The organism is Rhodococcus sp. DMU2021 (genome assembly GCF_019641445.1).
GTDB lineage: Bacteria > Actinomycetota > Actinomycetes > Mycobacteriales > Mycobacteriaceae > Rhodococcus > Rhodococcus pyridinivorans.
The window spans coordinates 1-17515 of the sequence record NZ_JAIFKB010000026.1 but is presented as its reverse complement, the minus strand read 5'-3'; the positions used below and the strand labels follow the sequence as shown (position 1 = coordinate 17515).

Here is a 17515-nt window from a genome sequence, read left to right as displayed (position 1 = left end):
GGTTGAATCGCTTCTACATCTGCGTCGCTCATTGCCTTCGTGATTCGCGGATCTTGGAGGTTGATCCAAACACCGGAACACCCGGCCTTACGTCTCTCACCAGCGTGAACAACGTTTATCGAGTTTCTCGAAAGAAAACGAGTTCGGCACTATGCACAGGGCGCCGGACCGTTGTATGCTCCGGATGTACGAGATAGAACCGTTTCTACATCGCCCCACAGTCCGAGTTCGGCAGGGACCCACGCACCGGGTCTGGCCCGGAACTGCACGAGCAGCGTCCGCTCTGCAGCCGGAACTCGGCACGCCTCCAGCAATACAGGAACTGCCCAACCTCGTAGAAAGACAGCTTCCATGAAGATCTGGGTCACCACTCCATTCTTCTACCGCGACATGAGCCGTCCGTGGTCCGAACTCCTCAACGACATGCTCAGCATCGTCGATGCCGCAGAGGACCTCGGCTTCGAGGGCGTCACAGTCAACGAAAATCACTTTCAGAACTACGTCAGCAATCCTTCATCGCTGATGTTCAGCGCTTTGGCCGCAGCGCGCACCGAGCGCTTGCGAATCATGCCCGGCATCGTGGTCCTTCCGTACTACAACCCGTTGCTCATCGCGTCGGAGATGAGTTTCCTCGACCAGATGGCACCGGGGCGCATCGGCATCGGCGTGGCGCGGGGTGGCAGTCGCTACCCGCTCGACCGACTCGGCATCAACCCCAAAGAAGCACGCGACATCTACGAAGAATCCCTCGAGATCATCAAGCGGGTGTGGGTCGAGGACGATGTGTCGTTCGACGGCAAGTACTTTTCGTTCCCGCCGACGACTCTTGTGCCCAAGCCGGCATCCAAGCCGCACCCGGAGGTATGGGCGGCCTCGCAGAGCATCGACGGCGTACGCCGCGTGGCACGACAGGGAAACAACCTGATCACTGCTCCGAACTACGGCAACTTCGAGCCCTACGGCGATCTCGAAGCGTTGCTCGCCGCGTACAACGACGAGATCGAGACGAGCGGGATGCCTCGAAAGCAGGTGATGGCCCTTCGCCACACCTGGCTCGGCAACACCGAAGAAGAGGCGACCGAGTACTTCGACGACGTGCTCAGTGAGTACAACTACTATCTCACCCTGGTGCATGCCTCCAGCTCCGGCCAACAGTCCCAAGAGGAGCGTCTGGCAGCACGCGCCGAGGGAAAGAAGGACGACTCGGTGGTCCAGGGCGGAGCGATGAGGCCCGCCCAGGAGTCGTTCTCCAAGGAAGGGCTCCTCGAAAAGTACGCCGATCCCATCCTCACCACCCCCGACAAGATGATCGAACGATTCAAGTCCTACGAGGCATTGGGCGTCGATCACATGGCGTGCCTGATCGCCGTGGGACAGCCGATCGAGGCGATCATCAAGAACATGCAGTTCATGGCCAAGGAAGTGCTCCCGGAGTTCTCCTGAGACCCGGCCCGACGACTTCCACAGAAAGCAACACATGCCCACCCGACTGCACGTATTCGATATGGACGGCACGCTGCTCAACGGAGCAGCCGCCCTGGAACTGTCGACATTCTTCGGCCGCCGCGACGTTGGACTCGAAATCGAACAGCTCTGGCACGCTGGACAAATCACCGACTTCGACTTCTGGTCAACCCTGCTCGAGGTCTGTGCGCACGCGACGGAGGACGACCTCGACGCCGCGTTCGAACAAGCGGCCTGGCTCGATGGCATCACCGATACCTTCGACGATATCCGCAGGCGCGGTGAGATTGCCATCGTGATCTCGCAATCGCCGGCGTTCTTCGTTCAGAGACTTAGAAACTGGGGCGCTCACGAGGCCTACGGATCCGATGTGGTGATCGGACAGACGCTCTCCGAAGAGGCAACACTGTCACCGCAAGCCAAGGTCCACATCACGCGAGATGCACTGGAGCGCTACCACATCGAACCAGCCGACTGCGTCGCCTACGGTGACTCGTCCTCCGATGTGGATCTGTTCGGATGGCTACCGAACACCGTCGCTGTCAACGCCAGCCCGTTGGTGTCCGAGCTTGCCGCAGTCCAGTACCAAGGTAACGACCTTCGCCAGGCGTACGCATTGGGACGGAAGTTACTCAGCGCGAGCACCCCGTCCTGAACACGCGCCGGGCCACCGACGAACACTCCGCTACCGACACCCACCTCCCATTCCCAGGCACCACAGGAGACCTTATGGAACCGCTCAAGATCCTCTTCACCGGCGAATCCTGGATCAAGCACGTTATTCACATGAAAGGCTTCGATCAGTTCCACACCACTGAGTACGAGGAAGGCGCAAGCGTATTCCTCGAAAATCTCACCCGCGAAGGGCACGACGTCAACTACGTGCGCGGCCACGAGATTTCTTCACGTTTCCCCAAGACGGCACAGGAAATCGACGAGTACGACGTAGTTGTCATCTCCGATATCGGATCGAATTCCTTCCAGCTCCCCGACGAGACGTTCCTACGTTCGGAAGCATCGCCCAACCGTCTGGGAGTAGTCGCTGAATACGTCCGCCGGGGCGGCGGATTGGTCAAGGTCGGTGGCTATATGTCGTTCACCGGAATCGACGGCAAGGCCCGCTTCGGCATGACCCCCCTCGCCGACGTGTTGCCTGTGACCATGCTCCCCTACGATGACCGCATCGAGGTCCCGGAGGGCTGCAAGGTCGAGGTATGCCGACCGGAACATCCCGTCCTGGGTGACACCTCCAGCGACTGGCCTCCCCTGCTCGGCTACAACCGAGTGGTGGCCCGCGACGACGCCGAGGTCGTCGCCCGCACCGGAGACGACCCCATCCTGGTCACAGGACATCATGGCGACGGCCGAGTGGTCGCGTTCACCTCGGATCTCGCTCCCCACTGGGCCCCGCCGGAGTTCGTCGAGTGGTCGAACTACGCGCTGCTGTGGTCTTCGATACTGTCGTGGGCTAGTGGACGATCCTAATTCCGCAGAGAGGGATTGCTGTGGCGTCATCTGAGCACAGACGCACGCGCAAGCGCACGACCATCAAGGACGTCGCGGAACACGCTGGAGTCTCCATGAGCACGGTGAGCTACGTACTCAACGACTCCGGCCCGGTTGCGCCCGACCGCCGTACCCGTGTGCTCGACGCCGTGCGAGTTCTGGAATACTCGCCGAACGAGTCTGCGCGTAATCTCAAACGCCGCAGCGCTTCCCGTATTGGCATGGTCGTACCCGACCTGACCAATCAGTTCTTCGCCATGATCACCGAAGGGGTCCATCAAGCCGCATCGGCACGTGATGTCCTGGTGGTCCTGGTGGTCCCGGGCAGCTCGGAACAATCCGAGGAAGCCCAGACCAGATTGCTGCGCAGCCAACGCGTGGACGGAGTCATCTACCTGACCAGCACCGGGTCCATGCCCGAAGCTTGCTACGAACTGGCTCGCTCTGGTCCGGTGGTGCTCGTCGACGAGCAGATCCCGGGCATCGACCTGCCCGCCGTGGTCTGCGACTCCCGCAGGGGAGCTCGCCAGGTCGCGCAATACGTCCTCGACAAGGGCCACCGGGACGTTGCGGTCATCGGCGGTCCGGAGGGTCTGTGGACGGCTCAACAACGACTGGCCGGCTACCGCGAGGCACTTGCCGGGGCAGGCATCGACCCGGACACGGTCCCGGTGTACTACGGCGACTACCAGCAATCGTCCGGCCGGGACCTGGCCCAACGCGCGTTGGCGGCGCAGACTCGGCCCACTGCCCTGATCTGCGCCAACGACCTCATGGCTGTGGGCGCGATGGAGTATTGCCGCGCACAAGGGCTCCGTATGCCCGAGGACGTCAGCATCGTGGGCTTCGACGACCTTCCTCTGTCGTCGCTTCTCACGCCGCGGCTCACCACCGTGCGCCAGCCGGCGCGAGACATGGGCTACCGCGCAGCGACAGTCCTTTTCGATTTGATTGAGAACCGCACACCGGAACCCATGGATCCGTTACCGACGACACTCCAGGATCGGTCATCGGTGTGCACTATCAGCGGGAGCGTCAATGAGTAACGGGGTTCTAGTGGTCGGCGCCCTCAACGTCGATCTGGTCGTGGCCGTCGATCGGTTACCCGGTCCGGGTGAGACCGTCGTCGGTCCACACCTGGACAAGTTCGGCGGCGGCAAGGGCGCGAACGCGGCTATCGCAGCCGCCCGCATGAACGTGCCGGTGCGCTATTGCGGAGCGATCGGCGATGATGAACTCGGACGCGAGGCATTGGTCGAGCTCCGCGCCTCCGGTGTCGACGTCACCGACGTCGCCGTCCTCGACGACACCGCCACCGGCACTGCCCTGATCGTGGTCGACGCGGTGGGGGAAAACCAGATCGCCGTTGCCGCCGGGGCCAACGCTGCCCTTACGCCGGCACTCGTTCGCCGGGCCGTCGAGCGTGCATCGGGGTGGGCCGGATGTGTACTCGTCAGCACCGAAATCCTCCCGGCAGCGGTCGAAGCTGCCGTGTCGACAGCCTCCGACATGGGACTGCGCTGTGTGCTGAATCCGGCCCCTGTGCGCAACGAGTTCATCGCCAGCGCCCACGCAGCGTCGGTTCTGACACCCAATAGTTCAGAGCTTCGTGACCTGTGCGCTGCACTGTCCATCCCGTTCACCGACGTCGGTGACGCCTCGGCGAACGTCGCTCGGGCCACGGGAGCGTGCCTCGTCGTGACCAGAGGGGACAAGGGGGCGATCGTGGCCTATCCCGACGGAACCATCGAACCCGTCCCGGCCCTGCAGGTATCGGACGTGCGTGACACAACCGGTGCGGGCGACACGTTCAACGGTGTGCTCGCAGCGTCGCTTTCCTCCGGGATGCCGCTCGGAGCCGCAAGTGCGCTTGCAGTAACGGCAGCGTCACTGTCGGTCAGACATGTCGGTGCCCGCACAGGGATGCCGATCGCCGACGAGGTCAACGCCGCACACGTATAACCGATCACCGTGTGATCATGCTGGGCGCCGTATCCGCCCACCCTCCATAGAAACGTTTCTATCGCCGATACGGGAATCTCCACCTTCGAACCCACCGCTACATCCCCACGATGCTCTCGTCCTTTCGCGCCACACTCCCCGCACATGCCCGATTCCCCGGCATCTACCTGGAAGGCCACCAATGACGACCTCCATTCCGTTCGGATCCCAGAAACAATTGATGTTGTTCTCGGGCCGCGCCAATCCGGCGCTCGCCTCGTCGATCGCCTCCAACCTGCAGGTCGATCTGGGTCGGGTCGCTCTGAAGACATTCTCCAACGGAGAGGTGTACTGCAGATTCGACGAATCCATTCGAGGCGCAGACGTCTTCCTGATCCAACCGATGTGCGCAAACCCCATCGAAGGCCTCAGCGCCAACGACGCACTGGTCGAACTGCTCGTGATGATCGATGCAGCCATCGGCGCAAGTGCACGCCGAGTAGTCGCGGTCACCCCCTGGTTCGGCTACTCCCGTCAGGACAAGAAATCCTCACCCCGCGAACCCATCTCGGCTCGTATGGTGGCACGAATCCTCGAGGCAGCCGGTGTCGACCGGGTACTCACGATGGACCTACACGCGGGACAGCTTCAGGGCTTCTTCAGCGTTCCGGTCGACCACATGACCGCGCTGATGGCACTCGCGGACCACTTCGCCGCGCTGGACGACGACCTGGTGGTCGTCGCGCCGGACGCCGGTCGCGTAAAGCTCAATAAGCAATTCGCCACTCGCATCGGTGCCGGCCTGGCCATCCTGGACAAGGAACGTCCTCAGCAGCAGGTCGCGGAGATCACCACCGTCATTGGAGATGTACGAGGTAAAACCGCGATCATCGTCGACGACATGATCGACACCGCGGGAACCCTACGCGCAGCAGGCGAGGCGGTCGTCCGCGCCGGATGCTCGCGAGTCTTCGCCGCCGCTACCCACGCAGTGTTCAGCGGCTCTGCGCACGAGAACCTCGCCAACTCTCCGTTCGAGCGCATCGTCGTGACAGACACCATCCCCCTCGGGCCCGGAGCCCCGTCGACCGTCGACGTCGTATCGTGCGCACCGATGCTCGCCGACTCGATCCGGTGCATCTTCACCGACGACTCCGTCAGCGAGGTATTCGGGGGGAAGAACCATGTGTTCTGACAAAGCCTTACACGCCGAAGGCCAGATCATGACGGCCATAAACCTCAGAGGTGTCCACGACGACATCGGTACGGTCGACACAGCGGCGTTGCGCGCAACGTTCGGCCGCTTCCCGAGCGGGGTCACCGCGCTGTGCGCGACCGACGTGACCGGTGAGCCGATCGGTATGGCCGTCAGTGCGTTCGTCAACGTGTCATTGGAGCCTCCGTTGGTGGGCGTGTTCGTTCAGACGTCCTCGACCACCTGGCCCAAGCTACGAGAACGACCACGGATCGGACTGTCGGTCCTGGGAGCAGGACAGCAGACACCGTGCCGGCAACTCGCCGCCCGCCAGGTCGACCGGTTCGCCAACGTGAGCTGGGAGAGCGGGCCCGACGGATCAGTCTTCCTGCACGGTGCAGCAGCCTGGTTCGACTGCGAAATCGAATCGGAAACCACGACGGGCGATCATCGATTCGTGCTTCTCCGCATCATCGGACACGACTTCGAAGCCGAGCAGGACCCACTCGTATTTTACGCCAGCAAGTTTCACGAATTGCCCAACGGCATTCCGGATAACTGACAGAAAGGACAGCTGTGATCTACGAGATCAGGGAGTACGTCGCGGTACCGGGCAAACTGTCGGCGATAATCGACCTCTTCACCAACCACACGGCCCGCATGTTCAAGCGATACGACATGGAGCTGATCAGCGCCGGCCACACACTGATCGGAGAACACTCCTTCGGCGAATTGGTGTACACCGTTCGATTCGCAAACCTGGCCGAGCTCGAAAACAAGTGGTCCCAGATGCTCGCGGATCCTGAATGGCAGCAAGCGTTCGCTGCTGCCGAATCAGACGGACCACTGATTCGGACAATGCGCCGTCGGGTCATCGACGGATCATCGATCGAAGAAGCGCCATGATAGTCCAGATCAATGGGTGTCACGACATTCAACTCATCCCTACCGAGGACGATGACGTCCGGGTAGTAACACACGAGATCTTGCTCCCCTATCTACCGGGCATCGTGAAACTGACCGGATTGGGACGCGTCAACGGCCGCTCCGTGGAGCTCGACGAGAACTGGTCCGGATGGCCTTCTCATTGCTGTTCCTTGCCCAAAACCGCGACCATCGTCACTCGTTCCCTCTGAGCGGAAGTCGATGATCCGGCTCTTCGCAGAGCTTCACTTTTCACGAGTCAGGCTCGCACCCGCTATTGCCACGGTTGGCACCATCCGAAAGGAACCTCGATGACCGGCTTCAGCTCCCTACTGGCTGCCGTCCCGACCGGCCTCTGGATCGACGGCACTACTCGCGAGTCCTGTTCCGGTAGACGTTTCGACATTGTGAATCCTGCGACTGGCACCGTCTTGACGACCGTAGCCAACGGCAGCGTCGCCGACGCAAGACACGCGCTCGCATCGGCTGCCGAGGTTCAGCCGGCATGGGCTGCGACCGCCCCTCGCGAACGGTCGGAGATCCTTCGCAGAGCCTGGGAACTCGTCATGGAGCGGTCCGAAGAGTTCGCCCGGCTGATCACACTCGAAATGGGCAAACCGTTGGCGGAGAGTCGCGGCGAGGTGGTGTACGGAGCAGAGTTCCTCCGGTGGTTCGCAGAGGAAGCTGTTCGAATCGGCGGTCGTACCGCGACCGCACCGTCTGGAAACGGCCACATCGCGGTGATCAAGGAACCTGCGGGTCCAGCCCTGGCCATCACGCCCTGGAACTTTCCGCTCGCGATGGGGACACGCAAGATCGGCCCGGCGCTCGCGGCTGGATGCACCATCATCGTCAAACCGGCCGAGGACACTCCCCTCACCATGTTGCTGCTCGCACACGTCTTTGCTGAAGCCGGTCTTCCTCGTGGTGTTCTGTCTGTACTACCGACTCTCGATGCCCCAGACGTCGTCGGCACTCTGATGAAGGACCGTCGACTGCGAAAGGTCTCCTTCACCGGATCCACCGCCGTCGGGAAGAAGATCATCGAACAATCCGCAGATCAGATACTGAAGAGCTCCATGGAACTTGGCGGCAATGCCCCGTTCATCGTCTTCGATGACGCCGACATCGACGCCGCAGTCGACGGTGCGATGGCCGCCAAGATGCGTAACGGTGGTGAAGCCTGTACGGCCGCCAATCGACTGCTCGTACACAATTCGATCCGGGAAGAGTTCACTCGTGCTCTGTGCGATCGGATCGCCGCGACAACAGTGGGTCCCGGTTACGAAGACGACGTCACGCTTGGTCCGTTGATCAATGCCAAGCAACGCCACGCGGTTGCAGCACTGGTCGATGAAGCCGTTACTGCCGGAGCACGCGTGCGCACGGGCGGGACACCCATCGACGGTCCCGGCTACTTCTACCAACCGACCGTCATCGACAACGTACCTGCCGGTGCACGCATCCTCCGTGAAGAGATCTTCGGCCCGGTTGCGGTCATCACAGGCTTCGACACCGAGGCCGAAGTAGTCGCGAGCGCAAACGACACCGACTACGGATTGGCTGCCTACTTCTACACACAGAACCTCGATCGAGCGTCCCGAGTCGCTCGCGCCCTCGAATTCGGGATGGTCGGCGTGAACCGGGGCATTATTTCCGATCCGGCGGCTCCCTTCGGCGGCATCAAGCAGTCCGGGTTGGGCAGCGAGGGCGGCAGCGAAGGAATCGAAGAGTACCTCAACACCAAGTACATCGCTCTGACCCCCTGACAGTTGTTCATGACAACTGTCCTGCAGAAAGCTGAGATTCCAGGACTCGTCCGCACAGCATCGATAATCCACAACATCCACTGATTCGAATAAATACTGGAGATCGACAACAACGATGTCATTCGACTTCGAGGAACCCGATGCAGCCCGGGAAGCGCGAACCGAGCTGGCACGCCTTGCCCGATCATGGCTACTCGTCCCCCCTACCGATCTCGCTGAGTTACATACCGCGGTCGCTACCAGTCCGGACTGCCTTGTCCTCGATCTCGAGGATGGAGTGCCCTACAGGAAGAAAACATCTGCACGGACAGTTGCGGCGCAGTGGCTTCGCGACAGAGTCGGTTGGGTCCGAGTCAACGACGCTTCGACCCGTGAACTTGCACTCGACCTAGAAATACTCCGCGATTCTCCGGGCCTTACCGGAATTGTTCTTGCGAAGACCGAGAGTCCGCAAGACATCGACATCGTGTCTGCCGCACTCCCTCATGTCCCGATCGTCGCTATGGTCGAGACTGCTTCCTCGCTTCGTCAGGCCGACCGTATCGCTGAGTGCTCACCGGTCGTGCGCTTGGCCTTCGGCATCAGAGACTTCTGCAGCGACCTCGACATCGATGGGACACCAGAAGGCCTGGCGTATGCACGCTCGACCCTTGTCATCGCCAGCAAGACGGCGGAAATCGCAGCTCCTATCGACGGCCCGACCGCTGCGGATGATCGGGATACCGTCGCAGCCGACATCGACACAGCCCAAAAGTTCGGCATGACCGGAAAATTGTCGGTTCGGGCGCGTCATGTCGACACGATCAACGAGAGATTCTCCCCGTCGGCCCATTCAGTCTCGCAAGCGCATGCCACTATCGCCGAACTCGGCCCCTGCGGCGAGAACATCGAGACGGGGGCCGATCGGCCGCGCTTCATCTCAGCCACTGCCGTGCTTTCCAGATCTCGGTACTTCGGCCGCTTGGAGGCGACCAAATCCGCCTCTCTTGCCCAGTAGTCGGCGCGTTCACGCTGCTCTGATCGGCACCGTCAACGCTGCGAGGGTCTCGGGTGCGGTGTACCTGCCCGGGTCAAGAACCCGCAAGGCATCATCGAGAAGACTGATTAGCGCGCGGAGATGGTGGACAACGCCGCCGCGCGAGGTCGACGCCGAGCGAATGCGGGATGGTCCGGACGCGTTCCAGCGCGTGTGCAGCGACCGCCGATCCTGGAAGCAGAATCGACCGGGGCAACGATCACGACCGCTCCCCCGAGACGGCCGCCTGCCGTGACGCGGTGAGGGGAACGGCAACCCGCACCATGTCACGGCAGGCGTCGAGACGACCCGGGCAACTACTCCTCGGTCCCTCGAAGCTGAGCGAGTCACAAGTGCAGGTCACCCCCGATTCGGCAGCGAGGCGGGCGATGTCGTCATCGCCTCGCCCGCCAGCACCCGATCACTGCTACAGCGAACCCCGCTCGCACATGGGCACTTTCGTTGAGCACGAGTGGGTACCGCCGCTGAATCTCATTCCCCTCGTACTCGAACCCGGACGGTCGCCGGCACCGCGAAACCGCACATCGATGCCGACTCCGTCCTCGACCACCTTCGTCATCGCGACACAACGTCACCCGGCAGAGCAAGTGCGGGCGTGCGTCAAGCCGCTGAGGGCGTTGCGTCCGTGTCCTCTCGTCACCTGGACTCAACGCCCCTGCGACCTCAGTTGTCCTGTGTCACACGCTTACTTTCGGAGGACAGGACAGTAGGGGCATCCAAATACACCGTGCTGCCGGCGGCCCTGAACTGGTCGGACATATGTTGCATCCCGGCGACGGCGGCCTGGTCGGCGGCGTCACCGAACCTGGTCCGGATGTCTTGGGAGATACGCATCGAGCAGAACTTCGGCCCACACATCGAGCAGAAGTGCGCTGTCTTGGCCGGTTCGGCCGGAAGCGTCTCGTCATGGAACTGCTCGGCCGTATCCGGATCCAGCGACAGAGCGAACTGATCCCGCCACCGAAACTCGAAACGCGCCTTCGACAACGCGTCGTCACGCTCGACGGCACCGGGATGGCCCTTGGCGATGTCGGCGGCATGAGCGGCGATCTTGTACGTGATGACCCCGGTCTTCACGTCGTCCCGATTCGGCAGTCCCAGATGCTCCTTCGGGGTGACATAACACAGCATCGCGGTGCCATGGCGGGCGATCTCGGTGGCCCCGATCGCGGAGGTGATGTGGTCGTAGCCCGGAGCAATGTCGGTCACCAGCGGCCCCAGGGTGTAGAAAGGCGCTCCATGACATAGCTTCTGCTGACGCTCCACATTTTCCCGCACCCGATGGATCGGGATGTGGCCAGGGCCTTCGACCATCACCTGAACGTCGTGAGCCCAGGCACGGGTGGTCAGTTCGGCAAGGGTGTCCAGTTCGGCGTACTGCGCGGCGTCGTTGGCGTCGGCGATCGACCCCGGTCGCAGCCCGTCCCCGAGGGAGAATGCCACGTCGTAGCGGGCGAAGATCTCACACAGTTCGTCGAAGTGGGTGTAGAGAAAATTTTCCTCGTGATGGGCGAGGCACCAACCGGCCATGATCGACCCACCTCGGGAGACGATGCCGGTGAGCCGCTCGGCCGTGAGCGGTACGTAGCGCAGCAGCACTCCGGCGTGGATGGTCATGTAGTCCACACCCTGCTCACACTGCTCGATCACGGTGTCGCGGAAGATCTCCCACGTCAGCGCATCGGCCTGGCCGGCGACCTTCTCCAGAGCCTGATAGATCGGCACCGTGCCGATCGGCACCGGGGAGTTGCGAATGATCCATTCTCGGGTGGTGTGGATATCTTCGCCGGTGGACAGGTCCATCACAGTGTCCGCGCCCCAACGGGTGGCCCAGCGCATCTTGTCGACTTCGTCGACGATGGAGCTGGTCACCGCTGAGTTGCCGATGTTGGCATTGATCTTCACCACGAAGGACTTGCCGATGATCATCGGCTCGGACTCGGGGTGGTTGACGTTGGCGGGGATGATCGCCCGACCCGCCGCCACCTCCGAGCGCACCAGTTCCACGTCGCAGTTCTCCCGCAGCGCCACGAACCGCATTTCCTGGGTGATGATCCCCGCCCGGGCATAGTGCATCTGCGTGACCGTCCGGCCTGTCTTCGCTCGCACCGGGACAGGTCGGGGCCCCTTCCACTCCTGGGACGCCTCTCCACGCCGCACAGCCGAGCGGCCATCGTCGAGCAGATCCCGTTCTCGCCCCGGGTAGTGCTCGACGTCGCCGCGAGCAGCAATCCAGTCGGCGCGCGTCGGCGGGAGCCCGACCAGCGGATCGCTACCGGGACCTGCAGTGCGGTAGACCTGCAGCGGCGGGTTCGGCACCCCGCCGGGAGAGTCGTTCAAGCGGATCTCTGTGACAGGTACACGCAGGTCGTGTTCCTCGTCGTGGACATAGCTCAGGGCATGCGAATTGGATGCACTCATCGGAATCGTTCCTACTTCCTTCGCCGGCATTACCCGGGCAGGTTCGACGGTCGCAGGCTGCCTCAGCCCGATCTCAGCCCCTGCAATAGGGCTCCCGTGGGGACGTCACAGACCCTAACACCCGACTCGTCTCGCTGCAGATGTAGCTGGTCCGGTCGTCGGAGCGGTGCGAAGTCGGCCCGTCCTGTACGAGCTACGAGGAGGTACTCTTCTATACGTCATCGACTGTTGACTCGAGGAGATCGGGATCTTGTCCGCACAGCTGGCCTTCGATGCCCTCGCTGACCCTGTGCGGCGAGCCATTCTCACTGTGCTGGCAGAGCGCGATGAGTGCAGTGTCAAGGAACTGGTCGACCAGATCGACAGCGTGGGACGCACCGGCGTTTCGAACCACCTCCGGATCCTGCGGCACGCGGGATTGGTCACCGAACGCAAGGTCGGACGCTTCCGTTTCTACTCGATCGACCCGGCCGGTCCCGCCCGGGATGTCATCGCGATGTTGCAGGAAGTGTTTCGAGGAGCCCTGGTAGATGCCGTCGAGGCTGCCGATCGCACCGCTGCCACCGATAGATCTCTGTGACGTGCATAGCTTCCAGGGAACACGGGGACCCAGCTCGTATTGCACGCGGAAGAGTGGACCGCATCCCCACCCTCGGTGGCCTACAGCCTTTCGGAGCAGGCGAAGAGGCGGGATGGCTGTTCGGCGGGGTATGCGGTCGGGTCGAACCCGGCGCTGCCGTGCGTATGGCGGTCCACCTCAGCGGTTCCGGCGCAGAACCGGTCGAGATTCTCGGCCGTATCGCTGCTGCGCGTCCGTATGTGTACCTCGATATCGTGCACGACCAGCCTTGGCGGGGGCTTATCAAACTTCGTTTCGGAGCCGCCGATGGAGGCACGAGAGTTCGGCTCATCGCCGAACTCGACCAGCCCGGATTGGAATGGTTGATGCGGCGTCGAGGGTTCCCTACCGCTCGAAACGCCTCGCCCCATCCCCGTCTGGGCTTGTTGACGTCGAAATCCGGACCCTGCAGCCCCTTCGCTACCTCAATCGACAACGCTGCCATGCTGGCGCTCGAGGAAATCAATGCCGAGGGTGGCATTCATGGCCGACGGGTCGAGTTGATCGTGGGCGATGACGCCACAGACCCGGAGACCGGCGTCATGGAAGCGCGGCGACTCGTTCAGGCAGGCTGCCGGACCATCCTGATCGCCACCACATCGGCTACCTATACCGCAGTTGCCGAGGCGCTCGGCGATGCACCCGTGCTGCTGGTGCAGCCGGTCATGAACGAAGGAGGCAGCGGCGGTCGTCTCCGTCTCCAACTCGGGGAGCGGCCGGGCGATCAGTTGGCAACAGCTACGAAACCACTCACGCAGATGGAGGGGGTGCGACGATCGTTTCTGGCCGGCAACGATTATTGTTGGCCGCGAACGACACATGGCTTGGCTCGCCAACTGTTGCCCCGGTACGGCGCCCGAATCGTCGGTGAAGAGTTCGCATCGATGAGGACTCGAGACTTCGCTCAGATCGTCGAATCGATTCAGAAATCGGGAGCCGACATCGTCCCTCGTCGGATCTGATGCTGTTGAGTTCGAACGTCAGTGTTATGCAATGGGGTTGCGGGATCGGTGCATAACACTGGCGCCGGCATTGGAAGAGTCCCTGCTGACGTACATCAGCGACGAAGCAGCCCGTGGTCTGCACTCCGTCTCGGGGTATTTCCAAGGATTACAAACGGAAAGCAACGCCTCGTTTCTGAGGAGGTACCAGGCACAGTTCGGTCCTTGGGCACCGCCACTGTCGACGTTGAGCGAGTCTGCGTTCGAGGCAGTTCACATATGGTGGCAGGCTGCCCGGAAAGCGGAGGATAGCGAGCGGATCGCCGCGGCAATGCGTCACGGGAGTTCCAGCTACCGCGGGGTACTGTCACTTTGATCGAGGACCGACTCGGGCAGCAGCTGCATGTGACGAAAGCGGCCGGCACGGAACTGTATCCCGCCATCGGATAGGCCGAGACCACGCGTGCTGGTACAGAAGACGAGGGCATCGATCTCGGTCATATCGATGTGGCCACTCCGTCTACATCCTCGTTCCCGGCCGGGCGGATGTGCGACCAGCGAGTGCAACTCGGAGTCGTCGGCGCATCAGTGTCGCCAGGATTGTTTCCGGTTACGACCAGGCCTCGCGTTATCGTCATTCGACGCGATGTCGATGCCGGTCAGGGCGACGATTACCGCTGCCAGATCCTCCTCTGTGGGATCGGGACCGGATGCGGAGGTCGAGATTTTCTGCGAGATCTGTTGCCCTCTCGGGGGTGGCTCTGCCTTCATTCTCCTCTTCTTTCTTGGTGACTTCTCGCTGCGGCACTTCCGGCCACAGTCAGCATCTATGAGCTCGCTCCGAGTGCAGACCGCTCCCAATCCCTTCCGGCAGGAGTCGTCGAGCGCCTTACAGTCGCGAAGCGGGCAACAGTGCGCTCGATCTTCTTGCCATCAGCGCAGCTGGGGGCAGAGTGGGTGCGCAGCAATTGAACTCAGGCTAGCGAGCAGCTGTCGGACTGTCCATAGCGCGACGGTCCGATACGAGCGAGACTCGTCCGTATGACGGCGATGCTCCTGGCCGTTCCCCTCACGAGCGCATGCACCCTCCTCGGACCCGGCGCGGCATCGCCAGGTGAGGACACAGGTGCGCCGACCTCCACCCCGTGGGTCTCGTATGCGCATCCGCTGCGGGTGACCACCACCGGCGGTATTTTGCACCTCGACGGTCACCCCTGGTGGCCGACCGGCTTCAACGCCTATCAACTGGCTACGGATTGGACGGTCAACGCCGGTTGCGGAGCGATGGTGGATCTGGACTCCTACTTCTCGTCTCGCCAACCGGGGACAGTGACCCGATTCAACGCCTTTCAGAATCTGGCCGTGGACAAGCGCAACGGCAAGCTGAACTTCGAACCGATCGATGCGGTGTTTACAGCTACGCAACGGCACGGACAGTTGCTCATCCCGGTGCTCGCCGCCCAGGACGGCGCGTGTGAGGACGAGCAATACAGAACGCGCAAGTGGTATCTCGGCGGATGACAGGAGCCTACCGACATGCCGCTGAGCTACAGCGAGTGGGTTGCTGCCGCCGTCGATCGCTGGGCCGGATCATTTTCGATCGCTGCGTGGGAACTCCTCGGTGAACCCGAGGTCGGTGTCTGCACCACCCCCGACTGCGACCTGCACCAACGCCGGTGCCCGGAAGACTCGCCGCAGGTGCTGCGCGACTGGGTCGATGCGGCCGGGGCAGTGGCTCGTGCGCACGATCAGCGACACCTGCTCACGCTCGGTCCACTCGGGGGCGCGTAGTGCGGTCTCGCCGACGGTGGTTATGCCCTGGTCGCTGCCTCGCCCTATCTGGACGTGGCTCAGTACCACGACTTCGACGATGCGGCATTCCTCCCACTGCGACTCGAACAAACCGAAAAACCTGTGCTCATTACCGAGTTCGGGATCCGCGCCGGAAGCTGCCTGCCCCTGACCGAACGCGCCACCCGCGTCGGTACCCAGATCGACCGGTATCACACGACGGGCGCTGTTGTGGGCCTTCGTACCGGATCCTCGACCACAGGAATGCACGTACGACATCGGACCCTTCGACCCGATCCACGGCTTGCCCAGCTGAGATACAGACACGCCCTGGGCCGGCGCGTCGGGGTGACAGTCGTCTCGGAGGCCTCGGAACCAAGTGCTCGGGCCGGCTTCCGCCACCCTCACTATGGTGAAGATGACGAGGACCTGCCGACCGCGGATAACAGTACTCTGTGTCCGAGCGCAGCGCCCCACCGCGTGCAGTCGCCTTCCTTGGTCGCACGAACCGAACTCGATGCCGAACTCATCTGCGCGCTAACGCTTCTGAATGGAAGTCGAAATGGTCGTATCGGTAGGCACCGTTGGTGCCCGCTTTAGCATCGTCGAGGCGGGCACCAACGGCTCCCGTACCTGTCGCCTACAGGGGACGGCGACGGTTCGTCGCAGAGCGACGAAACTGGGTTCTCGTTCTCGGTACTGCGCAGCGACTCGGACATGGTCGCCTAGCAACTCGGAACAACAGGGGCGAGGTTCCAAGCACGGAGAACAGAATGTTGAAACAAGGCCCCACCCTCCCCGATAGGGCGACTCGCTCCAACACCAAAAGACTAGCGAAAAACTCGCCGTAACAGCAAATTACATGGCTCTTCATCCGTTCCGATACCGCAACACCGGAGCACCCGCCCACGAGCACCGGTGACATCCTGTCCCCTTCCCATCTCCCGACAGGCCGCATCTTTTTGCCAACGCCGCCGACGAACGACTCCGCCCCCTGAGTCCGGCGCCGAGTACACTCCCACAACAGTGGGTTCCGGTCGGACAGATACGGACGAGTTCCGAACGCCCGGATCAATGCCACACGGCCGACTCCACTGTCCCCGGAACCCTGCCCGGCCACGAAACCCACTGGTAGCTACGCACCTCGTGGTCACGCGCAGGAACCCTGTGATATACACATACAGTTCACGGAGCATTGATGGTCGACAGTAGGGGTGACACTGCCAACCAACAGCTTTCGTGACGCACCAGCGTCGTTCCAGGGGAACACGGTGCGAACGGACGCGCGCAGACGCACGGCCTCGCCGAAAATGCCAACGCACACCTCCCCGCTGTTCACTTCCGCCGACTCCGCCGGACCGATCGGCCGGAATGGCATCGGCCGAAACGGCCCTGGTCCTGCAGAGGAGATGGAACACTGCACGACGAATAGCATCGTGTTCCGCCACCGTGCGGATCGACAGGCCATCAAGACGCCGGTGAACACACTGGACAAGGTGCGCCCGCACCGAAGACAAGTCCAGAAACTCCCGGTGTAGCGTTCTGGGACACTTCGAACCGGTGTCACCTCGTTTGCATAGAGTCCGTTCTCGCCGTGAGGTCTTCGGAGGTGGATGTGTGGTAACCGACCGGTTCCGTGAGCAAGCAGAAGAACACGGTTCCGATAGCTGTGAGAATCCCATACCGAAAGTACGGCCGGAGATCGAACAGTCCTGGCGCCGCTGCCTCGCACTGGGAGTGACACCCGACAGTTCTCCACTGCGCTATATCGACGACGCACCCACCGATCCGAAGCTTGTGCGTGCGGCGCGGCCGGTCCTGGATCGGTTGGCCGATCAACTCGCCGATGCGCCGGTGACGATCTTGCTCGCCTCGCAGGATGCGACCATCGTCGATCGGCGGGCCGGG

General features: G+C 62.3%; 14 protein-coding genes, 2 pseudogenes and 1 riboswitch. Of the genes and pseudogenes, 15 read left to right on the top strand and 1 reads right to left on the bottom strand.

Annotated elements, in window-relative coordinates:
* Positions 1-351: 351 nt before the first annotated feature.
* From K3M35_RS23295 to K3M35_RS23250, 10 genes are all read left to right on the top strand, one after another.
* Positions 352-1443, top strand: coding sequence for an LLM class flavin-dependent oxidoreductase (locus K3M35_RS23295; RefSeq protein WP_039583668.1), 1092 nt, complete (start codon positions 352-354; stop codon positions 1441-1443).
* A gap of 34 nt (positions 1444-1477) precedes the next feature.
* Positions 1478-2119: an HAD family phosphatase gene (locus tag K3M35_RS23290; RefSeq protein WP_039583670.1), complete on the top strand. Its 642-nt coding sequence runs from the start codon at positions 1478-1480 to the stop codon at positions 2117-2119.
* Positions 2120-2193: 74 nt separating this feature from the next.
* Positions 2194-2949: a glutamine amidotransferase gene (locus K3M35_RS23285; protein WP_039583672.1), complete on the top strand. Its 756-nt coding sequence runs from the start codon at positions 2194-2196 to the stop codon at positions 2947-2949.
* A 20-nt stretch (positions 2950-2969) separates the two neighbouring features.
* Entirely contained in the window at positions 2970-4016 is a 1047-nt protein-coding gene (locus K3M35_RS23280; protein WP_072740541.1) for a LacI family DNA-binding transcriptional regulator, read from the top strand.
* Positions 4009-4932 (top strand): PfkB family carbohydrate kinase, encoded by a 924-nt coding sequence (locus tag K3M35_RS23275; RefSeq protein WP_039583674.1) that lies wholly within the window; start codon positions 4009-4011, stop codon positions 4930-4932. Before K3M35_RS23280 ends, K3M35_RS23275 begins: the two co-directional genes overlap by 8 nt.
* Before the next feature lie 181 nt (positions 4933-5113).
* Entirely contained in the window at positions 5114-6106 is a 993-nt protein-coding gene (locus K3M35_RS23270) for a ribose-phosphate pyrophosphokinase (protein ID WP_052227156.1), read from the top strand.
* Positions 6107-6134: 28 nt separating this feature from the next.
* The gene (locus tag K3M35_RS23265; RefSeq protein WP_052227157.1) at positions 6135-6668 is read left to right on the top strand and encodes a flavin reductase family protein; all 534 of its coding nucleotides are present in this window, start codon (positions 6135-6137) and stop codon (positions 6666-6668) included.
* A gap of 14 nt (positions 6669-6682) precedes the next feature.
* Complete coding sequence (locus tag K3M35_RS23260) at positions 6683-7012, top strand: NIPSNAP family protein (RefSeq protein WP_039583675.1); 330 nt, start codon at positions 6683-6685, stop codon at positions 7010-7012.
* Positions 7013-7341: 329 nt separating this feature from the next.
* Entirely contained in the window at positions 7342-8799 is a 1458-nt protein-coding gene (locus K3M35_RS23255) for an NAD-dependent succinate-semialdehyde dehydrogenase (RefSeq protein ID WP_064060765.1), read from the top strand.
* Positions 8800-8914: 115 nt separating this feature from the next.
* A complete protein-coding gene (locus tag K3M35_RS23250; protein WP_064060764.1) occupies positions 8915-9796 on the top strand; it encodes a CoA ester lyase in 882 nt (293 codons plus the stop codon).
* A 702-nt stretch (positions 9797-10498) separates the two neighbouring features.
* Here K3M35_RS23250 and thiC read toward each other — a convergent pair.
* Positions 10499-12256 carry a phosphomethylpyrimidine synthase ThiC gene (thiC, locus tag K3M35_RS23245; RefSeq protein ID WP_064060778.1) on the bottom strand — a complete coding sequence of 586 codons (1758 nt, stop codon included), beginning with the start codon at positions 12254-12256 and terminating at the stop codon, positions 10499-10501.
* Positions 12254-12364: riboswitch (TPP riboswitch) on the bottom strand. Its footprint overlaps the gene before it by 3 nt.
* A 181-nt stretch (positions 12365-12545) precedes the next feature.
* On the opposite strand from thiC, the gene K3M35_RS23240 reads away from it, so the two are divergent.
* The 5 genes and pseudogenes from K3M35_RS23240 to K3M35_RS23220 all read left to right on the top strand — a co-directional run.
* Positions 12546-12836, top strand: coding sequence for a metalloregulator ArsR/SmtB family transcription factor (locus K3M35_RS23240; protein WP_308257111.1), 291 nt, complete (start codon positions 12546-12548; stop codon positions 12834-12836).
* A 164-nt stretch (positions 12837-13000) separates the two neighbouring features.
* Positions 13001-14192 (top strand): annotated as a pseudogene (locus K3M35_RS23235) (substrate-binding protein).
* Positions 14193-14857: 665 nt separating this feature from the next.
* Positions 14858-15337: a hypothetical protein gene (locus K3M35_RS26400; RefSeq protein ID WP_006550035.1), complete on the top strand. Its 480-nt coding sequence runs from the start codon at positions 14858-14860 to the stop codon at positions 15335-15337.
* 15 nt (positions 15338-15352) lie between these two features.
* Positions 15353-15607: a hypothetical protein gene (locus K3M35_RS26395; RefSeq protein ID WP_249265111.1), complete on the top strand. Its 255-nt coding sequence runs from the start codon at positions 15353-15355 to the stop codon at positions 15605-15607.
* A gap of 1617 nt (positions 15608-17224) precedes the next feature.
* A pseudogene (locus K3M35_RS23220) lies at positions 17225-17515 on the top strand (hypothetical protein); the annotation flags it as partial.